Source organism: Streptomyces sp. NPDC059247 (genome assembly GCF_042754005.1).
GTDB lineage: Bacteria > Actinomycetota > Actinomycetes > Streptomycetales > Streptomycetaceae > Streptomyces.
This window is the reverse complement of the sequence record NZ_JBHYZW010000007.1, coordinates 244422-257205: the sequence shown is the minus strand read 5'-3', so window position 1 is coordinate 257205 and position 12784 is coordinate 244422. Positions and strand designations below refer to the sequence as shown.

At 74.1% G+C, this 12784-nt stretch carries 10 protein-coding genes; 6 read left to right on the top strand and 4 right to left on the bottom strand.

Annotated features, from left to right (window positions below):
* Positions 1-32: 32 nt before the first annotated feature.
* Positions 33-1487, top strand: coding sequence for a purine-cytosine permease family protein (locus ACFXGN_RS16490; RefSeq protein WP_384859082.1), 1455 nt, complete (start codon positions 33-35; stop codon positions 1485-1487).
* Between the two features lie 51 nt (positions 1488-1538).
* Here ACFXGN_RS16490 and ACFXGN_RS16485 read toward each other — a convergent pair whose 3' ends face one another.
* The 3 genes from ACFXGN_RS16485 to ACFXGN_RS16475 form a co-directional block, all read right to left on the bottom strand.
* Positions 1539-2228: a gamma-glutamyl-gamma-aminobutyrate hydrolase family protein gene (locus ACFXGN_RS16485; RefSeq protein ID WP_384859080.1), complete on the bottom strand. Its 690-nt coding sequence runs from the start codon at positions 2226-2228 to the stop codon at positions 1539-1541.
* Between the two features lie 34 nt (positions 2229-2262).
* The gene (gene eat, locus ACFXGN_RS16480) at positions 2263-3720 is read right to left on the bottom strand and encodes an ethanolamine permease (protein WP_384859077.1); all 1458 of its coding nucleotides are present in this window, start codon (positions 3718-3720) and stop codon (positions 2263-2265) included.
* Between the two features lie 190 nt (positions 3721-3910).
* The gene (locus tag ACFXGN_RS16475) at positions 3911-4639 is read right to left on the bottom strand and encodes an FCD domain-containing protein (RefSeq protein WP_366442384.1); all 729 of its coding nucleotides are present in this window, start codon (positions 4637-4639) and stop codon (positions 3911-3913) included.
* An 89-nt stretch (positions 4640-4728) separates the two neighbouring features.
* Here ACFXGN_RS16475 and ACFXGN_RS16470 point away from each other — a divergent pair, with 89 nt between their 5' ends.
* The 3 genes from ACFXGN_RS16470 to ACFXGN_RS16460 are packed head-to-tail and all read left to right on the top strand — an operon-like array spanning position 4729 to position 8272.
* The gene (locus ACFXGN_RS16470) at positions 4729-6093 is read left to right on the top strand and encodes a glutamine synthetase family protein (protein WP_384859074.1); all 1365 of its coding nucleotides are present in this window, start codon (positions 4729-4731) and stop codon (positions 6091-6093) included.
* Positions 6094-6125: 32 nt separating this feature from the next.
* On the top strand, positions 6126-7481 hold the full coding sequence (locus ACFXGN_RS16465; RefSeq protein ID WP_384859071.1) for an aldehyde dehydrogenase family protein: 1356 nt from the start codon (positions 6126-6128) through the stop codon (positions 7479-7481).
* 5 nt (positions 7482-7486) lie between these two features.
* Positions 7487-8272, top strand: a complete 786-nt coding sequence (locus ACFXGN_RS16460; protein WP_384859069.1) for a 3-oxoacyl-ACP reductase — start codon at positions 7487-7489, stop codon at positions 8270-8272.
* Positions 8273-8360: 88 nt separating this feature from the next.
* On the opposite strand, the gene ACFXGN_RS16455 is transcribed toward ACFXGN_RS16460, so the two are convergent.
* Positions 8361-9563, bottom strand: a complete 1203-nt coding sequence (locus ACFXGN_RS16455; protein ID WP_351792171.1) for an amino acid deaminase/aldolase — start codon at positions 9561-9563, stop codon at positions 8361-8363.
* Between the two features lie 1153 nt (positions 9564-10716).
* On the opposite strand from ACFXGN_RS16455, the gene ACFXGN_RS16450 reads away from it, so the two are divergent.
* Together ACFXGN_RS16450 and mycP are read left to right on the top strand one after the other, a co-directional pair.
* On the top strand, positions 10717-11514 hold the full coding sequence (locus ACFXGN_RS16450; RefSeq protein WP_384859067.1) for a hypothetical protein: 798 nt from the start codon (positions 10717-10719) through the stop codon (positions 11512-11514).
* Entirely contained in the window at positions 11511-12686 is a 1176-nt protein-coding gene (gene mycP / locus ACFXGN_RS16445) for a type VII secretion-associated serine protease mycosin (RefSeq protein ID WP_384859064.1), read from the top strand. The genes ACFXGN_RS16450 and mycP overlap by 4 nt, the downstream gene beginning before the upstream one ends.
* Positions 12687-12784 lie beyond the last annotated feature (98 nt).

The following is a 12784-nucleotide window of genomic DNA, read 5'->3' as shown; positions in this document are numbered from 1 at the left end:
AAGGTGGGCACCACACGCACCCGGAGGGCCGCATGGCTTCCACGATCCCCGATCCGCTCCCACGCAGTCAGGGCGCTCCGGCCGATCCGTCCGCCGTCGACCGGCCCGGCCGGATCGAGGCCCACGGCATCGACCACATCCCCGACTCAGAACGCCACGGACACCCCCGCGAACTGTTCTCGGTCTGGGCGGCGGCGAACGTCAACTACCTCAGCCTCGTCATCGGCGGCACCCTCGTCCTGATGGGGCTCAGCCTCTGGCAGGCCCTCGCCGTGATCGTCGTGGGCAACCTCTTCTGGCTGCTCACGGGCCTGCTCGCCACCTCGGGCCCGGCCGCGGGCGCTCCCAGTGAGGTGATCACCCGGGCGGTCTACGGCGTCCTCGGCAACCGCGTGAACAACGCGATAGGCGGCTGGCTCGTCTCCGTCTGCTACTTCGCCCTCAACCTCGCCGCCGCGGCGACCGCCGCCTTCGCGCTGGTCGAGAAGACGGGCGTCACGGCCACCACCCCCGTGAAGGTGGCCGTGATCGGGGTCATCGCCGCGCTCACCCTCGCCATCAGCGTCTACGGGCACGCTCTGATCATCAGGTTGTACCTGCCGATCACCCTGGTCCTCGCCGGGGCGTTCACGGTCGTCGCGTTCGCGGTCCTGCGGCACGCCGACTTCTCGTACGCCCCCGCCGGACGGGTCTCCGGGACCGCCCTCTGGGCCCTGCTCCTCGCGGGTGTCACGATGATCGCCTCGGGCCCCCTCTCGTACACGACGAGCGCGGACTTCTCCCGCTATCTGCCCCGGACCGCGTCGAAGCGGGCGATCGTCGGCTGGACCGCGCTCGGCGCCTTCCTGCCCAGTGTCGTCGTCTGCTCCCTCGGCGCCCTGGCGGCCACCGTCGTCGACATGAGCGACCCGCAGACCGGACTCCAGGAGATCCTGCCCGGCTGGTTCGCCCCGGTCTTCCTGCTCGCCCTGGTCCTCGGCACCATCGCCATCAACGCCCTGACCGCGTACAGCGCGGGACTCGCCCTCCAGGCCGTCGGCCTCCGCGTCCGGCGCTCCGTCAGCGTCCTCTTCGACGGGAGCGTGGCCGTCGCCCTCACCCTGTACGGGCTGCTCGTCTCCGACTTCCTGGACACCGTCAGCAACGCCCTCCAGGTGATTACCGTGCTGAGCGGCCCCCTGATGACGGTGTACGCCGCCGACGTCCTGCTCCGCCGGGGCCGCTACGACGGTGCCGCGCTCTCCGACGAGACCCGCTCCGGCCCCTTCTGGTACACCGGCGGAGTCAACCCGGCCGGTGCCCTCGCCGTCGTCGCGGGCGTGACCACGGCGGCCCTCTGCGTCGACACCGTCTACACGGGCCCGGTCGCCGCCGCGCTCGGTGGCCTCGACCTCTCCCTGCCGGTCGGCATGACGGTCTCCGCCGCCGTCTACACCCTCCTGGCGCGGAACGAGCCCACCCTGCGCGCCGCCCGCGCGACGGCCTGAGCGGTACGGCCACGGCCACCACCCGGAGCCGTACCGGACCCGCCCCGGCCGCTACCGGCCCGCCCCCGAGGCCGCCGCGACGAGGCCCCGCATCACCCTCGGGTCCTCGCCCATCTCCGGGTGCCACTGCACACCGAGGACCCAGGCGGGGGCGGCCAGTTCCACCGCCTCCACCGTGCCGTCCTCCGCGTACGCCGAGGGCGCGAGCCCCGCGCCCAACCGGTCCACGGCCTGGTGGTGGTAGGTCGGCACCTCGGTGGTCTCCGGCACCAGCGAGCCGTACAGGCTCCCCGGCACCGGCTTCACCACGTGCCGCCCGATCACCCCGACCGCCTCCACGTGCCCGTCCAGATGCTGCGTCAGCGTGCCGCCCCGGGCCACGTTGAGGAGCTGCATCCCCCGGCAGATGCCGAGCAGCGGGGTCCCCGAGACGAGGGCCGCGTCGATCAGGGCCAGCTCCCAGGCGTCCCGCTCCCTGGCCGGGGGGCCGGTACGCGGATCGGGCTCGGCCCCGTACCGCACCGGTTCGACGTCCGCCCCGCCCGCGACCACGAGGCCGTCGAGCCGGGCCACCACCGCCGCCGCGGCCCCGGGCAGGTCCGGCGGCAGCATCACCGCCAAACCCCCGCCCTCCCGGACGAGCCGGGGATACCGCTCCGGCAGCAGCGCGGCCCGCATGTCCCACACCCCCCAACGGGCCCGGTCCAGATAGGTGGTCACGCCGATGAGCGGCTGGGACACGTGCTTCCTCCAGGGGTACGGGACGGGGCCCGGGTCAGTCGCGGCCGAGTTCGGCCTCGGCGGCGGCGAGCGCCGCGAACTCCTCCTCCGGGGCCTTGGCCACCAGACGGTGCCGACTGTAGAACGCGAAGTAGGCGAGGGCGATCACGTACACCCCGAGCGCCATGAACGCGGCCGTCCGGTCCACCAGGAAGGTCGCCACCAGGGCCGACAGCGCGAGCACGAAGGCCACCGACGAGGTCGCCGTCCCGCCGGGCGTGCGGTACGGCCGGTGCAGCCCCGGCTCGCGGCGCCGCAGCACGATGTGCGAGAGCGCCATCAGGGCGTACGAGATGGTGGCGCCGAACACGGCGATGTTCAGCATCCGGGCCCCGTCCCCGGTCCCGGCGGCCAGCGCGAAACCGATCGCGCCCGGGATCAGCAGCCCGAGGTACGGCGACTTGCGGCGGCTGGTCAGGGAGAGGAAGCGGGGCAGGTAGCCCGCCCGGGAGAGGGCGAAGAGCTGGCGCGAACCGGCGTAGATGAGGGAGAAGAACGACGCCACGAGTCCGGCGAGACCCGCGTAGTTCACGAACCGGCTGAGCGCGGTCGGCTCCCCGTCCCCCTGGAGCGCCACCACCAGCGGATTGCCCGCGTCCTGCACCGCCGCCGCGCCGCGCGCGCCCGTCGCGGCGAGGAAGGTCACGACCGCGAGCAGCACCAGGACGCCCATGGCCGTGGCGAGCGCCCTCGGCATCGACTGCACCGGGTCCTTCGCCTCCTCGGCGGCGAGCGGCACCCCCTCCACGCCCAGGAAGAACCACATGCCGAAGGGGAACGCGGCCCAGATCCCGAGGAGTCCGAACGGCAGCCAGGAGTTCGCGCCGAACGCCCCCTCCTCCACCGGGATGTCGTTCAGCCCGTCGAGACGGAAGTCGGTGAGGGCGCCGATCGCGAAGACCACCAGCGCCGTCACCGCGATGGCCGTCACGACCAGACTGAACCGCAGGGCCTCGCCCACGCCCCACAGATGGATGCCGATGAACAGGGCGAAGCACACCAGCTGGACCGGCCAGCCGGACTCCAGACCGAAGAGGCCGAGGGACTCGACGTAGTCACCGATGAAGATCGAGATCGCGGCGGGCGCCAGGATGTACTCGATGAGGATCGCGGTCCCGGTGAGGAACCCGCCCCAGGTGCCGAGTGCCCGCCGGGCGAAGCCGTAACCGCCGCCCGCGGTGGGCAGGATGGCGGAGAGCTCGGCCAGCGCGAAGACCAGACAGGCGTACATCGCGCCCATCAGGACGGTGGCGACGGCGAGACCGCCGAAACCGCCCTTCGACAGACCGATGTTCCAGCCGGAGAAGTCCCCGGACACGACATAGGCGACGCCGAGCCCGGTGAGCAGCAGCCAGCCCGCGCTGCCGCGCCGCAGCGCCCGGCGGGCCAGGTACGCGTCCTGCGGCGGTGCCGTGCTTCCGGTGGTGCTCCCGGAGGTTTCGTCGAGCGTCATGGCAGCGTCAGCTCCCCGTAACGGACCCAATGGATTGGAGGCATACCTTTGCGTCGGCCGCCGGGGGAGCGCAACCCCCGTGCGCCACTTTCGGGTGACGCGGGCCGGGCCCGTGGCGCGTCGCACCGTCCGCCCGGAGCGGGGTCCGCCCCGGGTCCCGCCCGGGTCCTGGCCGAGGCTCGGCCCGGGGTCAGGTCAGGAAGCCCCGCAGCAGCGCCGCCGTGCCCGAGCAGTGCTCCCGCATCACCTCGCGCGCCGCGTCCGCGTCCCCGTCGAGCACCGCCTCGACCGCGGCGGTGTGCTGGTGCTGGGAGTGCTCCAGGTTCCGCACCAGCAGCGGGATGCAGTCGAGCAGGTCGTTCACGGTCGCCCGGACGGCCGCGTACCGGGCGGTGAGCGTCGGCGAGCCGGACAGCTCGGCGAGCGTGAGATGGAGCAGGGTGTCCTGGCGGCGGTAGTCGGCCAGCGGCGCGTCATGGGTCGCCGCGAGCGCGGCCCGAAGTCGCCCGGCGCCCGCCGCGTCGAGCCCGTGGGCCGCGCACAGTCCCGCCGCGCCCACCTCCAGGACCTCACGGAAGCGGAGGGTGTCCTCCATGTCGACCGAGGCGATCCGGCGGCGCAGCTCGCCCTCGTCCGCCGTCCGGGCGCGCGCGAGCACGAACGTCCCGCCGTACCGGCCGCGTCTGCTCTCCACCAGCCCCTGCTCCTGGAGGACCTTCAGGACCTCGCGGAGCGTCACCCGGCTGATCCCCATCCGGTCCGCCAGTTCCCGCTCGGCGGGCAGCCGTTCCCCGCCGGGCACCAGACCGAGCCGCACCACCTGGAGGATCTGTTCCAGCGCCTCCTCGAAGCCGTTGCCCGCCCGCACCGGCCGCAGCACGGGCGTCAGCCGGTCCGCCGATTCACTCGTACTGGCCACCTTCGCGTTTCCCCTTCTCCCACACTTCCCAAGCAATGGTCTCACCCAATACCTTATGGCTTCCGGCAGGCCGAAGGAGGAGCAATCCCGTGGCAGACCGCACACCCCCGCTCGGCGTCGAGGAGCTCAGGGCCCTCGTCGCGAGCGGCGAGATCGACACCGTGGTCCTGGCCTTCCCCGACATGCAGGGACGCCTCCAGGGCAAGCGGTTCGCCGCCCCTTTCTTCCTGGGCGAGGTGCTCGACCACGGCACCGAGGGCTGCAACTACCTCCTCGCCGTCGACACCGAGATGAACACCGTCGACGGCTACGCCATGTCCTCCTGGGACCGCGGCTACGGCGACTTCGCGATGCGCCCCGACCTCACCACCCTCCGCCGCCTCCCCTGGAACGACGCCACCGCCATGGTGACCGCGGACCTCGCCTGGAGCGACGGCACCCCCGTCGTCGCCGCCCCCCGCCAGATCCTCCGCCGCCAGCTGGAGCGCCTCGCGGAACACGGACTCACCGCCCACGTCGGCACCGAACTCGAGTTCATCGTCTTCAGGGACAGCTACGAAGAGGCCTGGGACGCGAACTACCGGGGCCTCACCCCCGCGAACCAGTACAACATCGACTATTCCGTCCTCGGCACCGGCCGCGTCGAGCCCCTCCTGCGCCGCATCCGCAACGAGATGACCGGCGCCGGACTCACCGTCGAGTCCGCCAAGGGCGAGTGCAACCCCGGCCAGCACGAGATCGCCTTCAAGTACGACGAGGCCCTCGTCACCTGCGACCAGCACGCCGTCTACAAGACGGGCGCCAAGGAGATCGCCGCCCAGGAGGGCCACTCGCTCACCTTCATGGCGAAGTACAACGAGCGCGAGGGCAACTCCTGCCACATCCACCTCTCCCTCCAGGACGCCGACGGCGACAACGTCATGGCCGGGGACGACGAACACGGCATGTCCGCGACCATGCGCCACTTCCTCGCCGGACAGCTCGCCGCCCTCCGCGACTTCTCCCTCCTCTACGCCCCCAACATCAACTCCTACAAGCGGTTCCAGCCCGGCTCCTTCGCGCCCACCGCCGTCGCCTGGGGCCACGACAACCGCACCTGCTCGCTCCGGATCGTCGGCCACGGCCGCTCCACCCGTTTCGAGAACCGGCTGCCCGGCGGCGACGTCAACCCCTACCTCGCCGTCGCCGGACTGGTCGCCGCCGGACTCCACGGCATCGAGCGGCGCCTCGAACTCCCCCCGCCCTGCACCGGCAACGCCTACACCGCCGACTACGCGCACGTCCCCCGCACCCTGCGCGAGGCCGCCGAACTCTGGGAGACCAGCGAGATCGCCAAGGCCGCCTTCGGCGACGAGGTCGTCGACCACTACCGCACCATGGCCCGCGTCGAACTCGACGCCTTCGACGCCGCCGTGACCGACTGGGAACTCCGCCGCTCCTTCGAACGCCTGTGAGGAACGCACCCGTGACACCGGAGAGGAACGCAGTGCTCCAGGTACTGAACCCGGCGACCGAGGAGACGGTCGCCACCGTCCCCGCCGCCACCCCCGCCGACGTCGACGCCGCCGTCGCGCGGGCCGTCGCCGCCCAACGCGGCTGGGCCGCCGCCGCCCCCGCCGACCGCGCCCGGCTGCTCCGGCGCTTCGCCGCCGTCGTCGACGGACACGTCGAGGAACTCGCCCGCCTCGAAGTCGCCGAGGCGGGACACACCATCGGCAACGCCCGCTGGGAGGCCGGCAACGTCCGCGACCTGCTCGACTACGCCGCCGGGGGAGTGGAGCGCCTCAACGGACGCCAGATCCCGGTCGCGGGCGGCCTCGACATCACGATCCTCGAACCCCTCGGGGTCGTCGGCGTCATCGCGCCCTGGAACTTCCCCATGCCGATCGCCGCCTGGGCCACCGCCCCCGCCCTCGCCGCGGGCAACGCCGTCCTCCTCAAGCCCGCCGAGACCACCCCGCTCACCGCGCTCCGCCTCGCCGGACTCGCCCTGGAGGCGGGCCTCCCCGAAGGGCTCTTCCAGGTCCTCCCCGGCCACGGCCCCGTCACCGGCCACGCCCTCGTCACCCACCCCGGCGTCGCCAAGATCGTCTTCACCGGCTCCACCAAGGTCGGCAAGTCCCTCATGGCCGCCTGCGCCGACCAGGTGAAACGGCTCACCCTCGAACTCGGCGGCAAGAGCCCCAACATCGTCTTCGCCGACGCCGACCTGGAAGCCGCCGCCGCCGCGGCCCCGATGTCCTTCCTCGACAACAGCGGCCAGGACTGCTGCGCCCGCACCCGCATCCTGGTCGAGCGGAGCGTCCACGACCGCTTCCTCGCCCTCCTCGCCCCCGCGATCGAGGAGATCGTCGTCGGCGACCCCGCCGACGAACGCACCCAGATGGGCCCGCTCATCTCCCGCGCCCAGCTCGACCGCGTCCGCTCCTACGTCCCCGACGCCCTCCCCGGCATCCGGGGCAAGGCCCCCGAGGGCCCCGGCTTCTGGTTCCCGCCGACCGTCCTCACCGACGTGCCCGCCGACGCCCCCCACGCCGTGGAGGAGATCTTCGGACCCGTCGCCGTCGTCCTCCCCTTCGACGACGAGGCCGACGCGGTCCGCCTCGCCAACGCCACCGAGTACGGCCTCTCCGGCTCGATCTGGACCCGGGACGTCGGCCGCGCCCTGCGCGTCTCCCGCGCCGTCCGGGCCGGGAACCTCTCCGTCAACTCCCACTCCAGCGTCCGCTACTGGACCCCGTTCGGCGGCTACCAGCAGTCCGGCCTCGGCCGCGAACTCGGCCCCGACGCCCTGACCGCCTTCACCGAAACCAAGAACGTCTTCATCAGCACGGAGGCCTGACCCGCATGACCACCGAAGAGATCATCTGCCGCCGTCTGGCCGGCCGTACCGCCGTCATCACCGGCGCGGGCAGCGGCATCGGCCTGGCCACCGCCCGCCGACTCGCCTCCGAAGGCGCCCACGTCGTCTGCGGCGACATCGACGAGACGGCGGGCAAGGCCGCCGCCGAAGAGGTCGGAGGCCTCTTCGTCCAGGTCGACGTCACCGACCCCGAACAGGTCGAAGCCCTGTTCAGGACCGCCTTCGAGACCTACGGCTCCGTCGACGTCGCCTTCAACAACGCGGGCATCTCGCCCCCCGACGACGACTCCATCCTGGAGACCGGCCTGGAGGCGTGGAAGCGCGTCCAGGACGTCAACCTCACCTCCGTCTACCTCTGCTGCAAGGCGGCCCTCCCCTACATGCGCCGCCAGGGCAAGGGCTCCATCATCAACACCGCCTCCTTCGTCGCGCTCATGGGAGCGGCCACCAGCCAGATCTCCTACACCGCCTCCAAGGGCGGCGTCCTCGCCATGTCCCGCGAACTCGGCGTCCAGTTCGCCCGCGAGGGCATCCGCGTCAACGCCCTCTGCCCGGGACCCGTCAACACGCCCCTGCTCCAGGAACTGTTCGCCAAGGACCCCGAGCGCGCCGCCCGGCGCCTCGTCCACATCCCCGTCGGCCGCTTCGCCGAGCCGGAGGAGATCGCCGCCGCCGTCGCCTTCCTCGCGAGCGACGACTCCTCCTTCGTCAACGCGAGCGACTTCCTCGTGGACGGCGGCCTCTCCGGCGCGTACGTGACACCGCTCTAGCCCCACCGGACCCACCAGCCCCACCGGCCGCCGGACACCCGGCGGCCGGACCGGTCCCTGGAGGACCGGCCTCCGGACGACCGGGTCCCTAGAGGAACGTGCGGCCCTCGCCCCGGTACGTCGGAACGGTCGCCGTGACCCGGTCGCCCTCCACGAGCCGCAGACTGTCGAACCGCTCGCACAGCTCACCGGCCTTCGCGTGCCGGAACCACACCTTGTCGCCGATCCGCAGATCGTCCGCGGGCGAACCGAGCAGCGGCGTCTGCACCTCGCCCGGCCCCTCCTGCGGGTCGTAGCGCAGCCCCTCCGGCAGATACGGCACCGGCAGCCGGTCGGCCCCCGCCACCCCGGACGCCGGATAGCCGCCCCCGAGGACGGTCACCACCCCGACGCCCGGCCGCCGCACCACGGGCTGCGCGAAGAGCGCCGCCGGACGCCCGCTGAACGAGGTGTAGTTGTCGAACAGCCTCGGCACGAACAGCCCCGAACCCGCCGCGATCTCCGTCACCGCGTCCTCCGCCGCCGTGTGCTGCACACTGCCCGTGCCGCCGCCGTTCACGAACTCCAGGTCCGGCGCCACCGCCCGCACGGCCCGCACCACCGCCGCCCGGCGCTCCGCCAGCTCCCGCCGCGCCGCCGACTGCATCAGCCGGATCGCCCGCGACCGCAGCGGACGCCCCGCGACCGCGTCCCCGACGCCCGCCACATGCCCCTCGTACGCCATGATCCCGACCAGCCGGAAACCCGGCCGCCGGACCACCGAACGGGCCAGCTCCGCCAGTTCGGCGGGCTCCCGCAGCGGGGAACGACGGGCCCCGACCCTGATCCGGCCGCCCAGCAGGCTCAGCGCGGTGTCCAGCTCCAGACAGACCCGGACCTCCTCCGCGCCGCCCGCCCGGGACGCGTCGACCAGATCGAGCTGCGCCACGTCGTCGACCATCACGGTCACGGCGGCGGCCAGTTTCGGATCGCGCGCCAGCTCCCCGAAACCCGCCCGGTCCGCCGACGGGTACGCGAGCAGCACGTCCTCGAAACCGGCGCGGGCCAGCCACAGCGACTCGTCCAGGGTGAACGACATGATCCCCGCGAAACCCTCCCGCGCGAGCACCCGCTCCAGCAGCGCCCGGCACCGCACGGACTTGCTCGCCACCCGGACCGGCTTGCCACCGGCCCGTCGTACGAGGTCCTCCGCGTTCGCGTCGAAGGCCTCCAGATCGACGATCGCCACGGGCGCGTCGAGATGAGCGGTGGCCCGGTCGTAGCGGGCCCGGTCGGCGGCACGGGGAGTCATGGCCCGAGCTTGCCAGACAGGTTTACGGGTGGGTAGCCCCTGGGTTCCCGCACCAGGGGGAACAGCCCGTAGAGTGACGGGCATTGTCGACACCAGCAGGGGGACGGGCATGACCGGCGAGCACCGCCCCACGCCCTCCCGCATCACGGACGCGCTGCTCCCCGCCCCGGAACCGGCCGACCCGGAGACGACCGCCCGGCTCCGCGCGATCCGCCCCGTCGAACGCCCGACGGCCCCGGACGCCCGGACGAAGCCCCCCGGCCCCACGCGCCCGGCCCCGGGACCCGCGCGCCCCGCCCCGGCGAAGCCCCCGGCGCAGGCGGCCCCGAGCCCGTCCCCGACACGAACTGCCCCCGGCACCACCGCGACGCGGGCTCCCTCAGGCCCCGCTCCGGCGCAGACTTCCCCCGGCTCCGCCCCGACGAGGGCTGTGACCGGCTCCGTCCCGGCCCGGACCTCTCCGGGCTCGCCCCCGGCACCGGCTCCCGGGGGCGGCGCCACCACGAAGCCCCCGGCCGGTCCGCCCCCGGGACAGACGCCTCCGCCCCCCGCACCCCTGAGGGCACCGGTCGGCCCCGCCCCGGCGCGGCCCCCCGCCGTCGGTCGCCCCGCTCCGGGTGGCGGCGCCCCCGCGCCCGTACGGCCCGGCACCGGCGCGGCCGTCGAGGCGGGCGACCCGAGGGTCGGCCCCGCGCCCGTACGGCCCGTCGTCCCGCCCCGGCCCGACACCGCGCCTTTCGTCCCGCAGCCCCCCGCGCCCGCCGGGGCCTCCGGCGCCGCGCCCTCCCGGATCTCAGGGCCTTCCGGTCCCGCGCCCGCCGTGCCCCGGGCCGCGCGGCCCTCCCCGCCCTCGTCCGGTGCGATCCCGGCCCCCGCCGCGCCCCGGCCCCTGCCCGTGCCCGGTCCCGTCCTTCCCGGGCGCCCGTCCCTTTTCCCGTACGGACACGGCCAGGACGCTTCTCTCGGGACTCACAACGGCCACGGCCCCCACACAGACCACTCGGGTCGCACCAGCCACGGAACACCCACCAGCCACGGAACGCCCACCGGTCCCACCGGTCCCACCGGTCCCGAAGTCCACGCCAGCCACAGCAACCACAGCAACCACGACACTCACCCAGCTCACGGCACCCCCGTAGCCCCCAGCAGTCACGTGTCCCCCAGCACCCCCACCTACCTCGCCCCCACCCCCCTGCGGGAGCGGAAGACCGGGCGGACCGTCGCGGTCGTCGTCTGCGCGGTGCTCGGCGTCGGGCTCATCGGCGGGGCCCTCGCCGGGACCTGGCTCGCCGCCGCCGAACCCGGCGCCCCCGCCGAACCGGCCGGATACGCCGAGGCCAAGGAGCTGTGGCACAACGCCCCGGTGGACACCCTCTTCCCCCGCACCCTCACCGGACCCGGCGCCGGACCCGGCGGCTCCGCCCGTACCTGGACCAGGATCGTCGTCGCCCCGGACGCCCCCTGCTCGCCCGCCGTCCTCGCCCGGGGCCTGCTCGCCACCCTCCAGCCGCTCGGCTGCGAGCGGGTGCTGCGCGCCACCTACACCGACGCCACCGCCAGCGGCGTCATCACCGTCGGCCTCGTCTTCACCCGCGCGGAGCCCGCCGCGCAGCGCGCCCTCGGCCCCGGCCTCACCGCCCGCCTCGGCCAGGACGTCCCGCCCGCCCTCTCCGGCCCCGGCACCGTCGCGGCCCGCTTCGGCGCCGCCCAGCGCGCCAGCTGGTGGCTGAACGCCCCCGGGGACCTCCCCGTCGTCGTCACCGCCGTCTCCGGCTTCGCCGACGGCCGCCCCGTCGCCCGACCCCGGTCCGCCGCCGATGCCATGGCCCCGGGCCGCACCGACGCCACCGCCCAGTCCGGCCTCGGCCACGAGGCCAAGGGAATCGCCCTCCGCCTCGGGAAGCTGCTGCGCACCACCGCCACCGCCGCGGCGAAGGAGAACGCCCGGTGACCCGAGCCGCCCGCCTCCGCGCCCCCGCCGTCCTGCTCGCCGCCGCCTGCTGCGTCCTGCCCGCCCTGACCACGCCCGCGTACGCCGACTCCATCCGGGCCCGTCAGTGGGGGCTCGAAGCCCTCCACACCGAGGAGGCCTGGCGCACCACGAAGGGCGAGGGCATCACCGTCGCCGTCCTCGACACCGGGGTCGACGCCGAACACCCCGACCTGACCGGCTCGGTACTGCCCGGCCACGACCTGGTCGGCTTCGGCGCCTCCCGGGGCGACCGCGCCTGGGCCCGGCACGGCACCGCCATGGCGGGCATCATCGCCGGTCACGGACACGGCCCCGGCGGCGGGGACGGAGTCCTCGGCATCGCCCCCGAGGTCAGGATCCTGCCCGTACGGGTCATCCTCGAAGGCACCGACAAGGCCCGCGACAAGGCCCGCAAGACCCGGGGCACCGCCCTGGCCGAAGGCATCCGCTGGGCCGCCGACCACGGCGCCGACGTCATCAACCTCTCCCTCGGCGACGACTCCGAGTCCGCCCACGCCGACGCGGGCGAGGACGCCGCCGTGCAGTACGCCCTGGCCAAGGGCGTCTCCGTCGTCGCCTCCGCGGGCAACGGCGGCGAGAAGGGCGACCACGTCTCCTACCCGGCCGCCTACCCCGGCGTCATCGCCGTCACCGCCGTCGACCGCTACGGCACCCACGCCTCCTTCTCCACCCGCCGCTGGTACGCCACCGTCAGCGCCCCCGGCGTGGACATCGCCATCGCGGACCCCGACCAGCGCTACTACGAGGGCTGGGGCACCAGCGCCGCCGCCGCGTTCGTCTCCGGCGCCGTCGCCCTCGTCCGCGCCGCCCACCCCGACCTCACCCCGGCACAGATCAAACGCCTGCTCGTCGACACGGCCCGGGACCGGCCGAAGGGCGGCCGGAGCGACGCCAAGGGGTACGGGACCGTCGACCCGGCCGCCGCCATCACCGCGGGCGCGAAGATCGAGGGCGGCGACCCCAAGGCCGTGACCGCCGGCTATCCGGGCCGCCACTTCGGCCCGGGACCGCTGCCCGCCGCCGAGGAGGGCGACCCGGTCGGTCCGCTCGCCCCGCTGGCCGGGGGCCTCGGCGCCCTCCTGCTCCTGACCGCCGTGGTGCTGCGCCGCACCGGCCGCACGAAGACCTGAGGACATCGGCCTGAAGCCGACCACCCGAAGCCGACCACCCGAAGCCGACCACCCGAAGCCGACCACCCGAGGCCGACCACCCGAGGCCGACCGTCCGG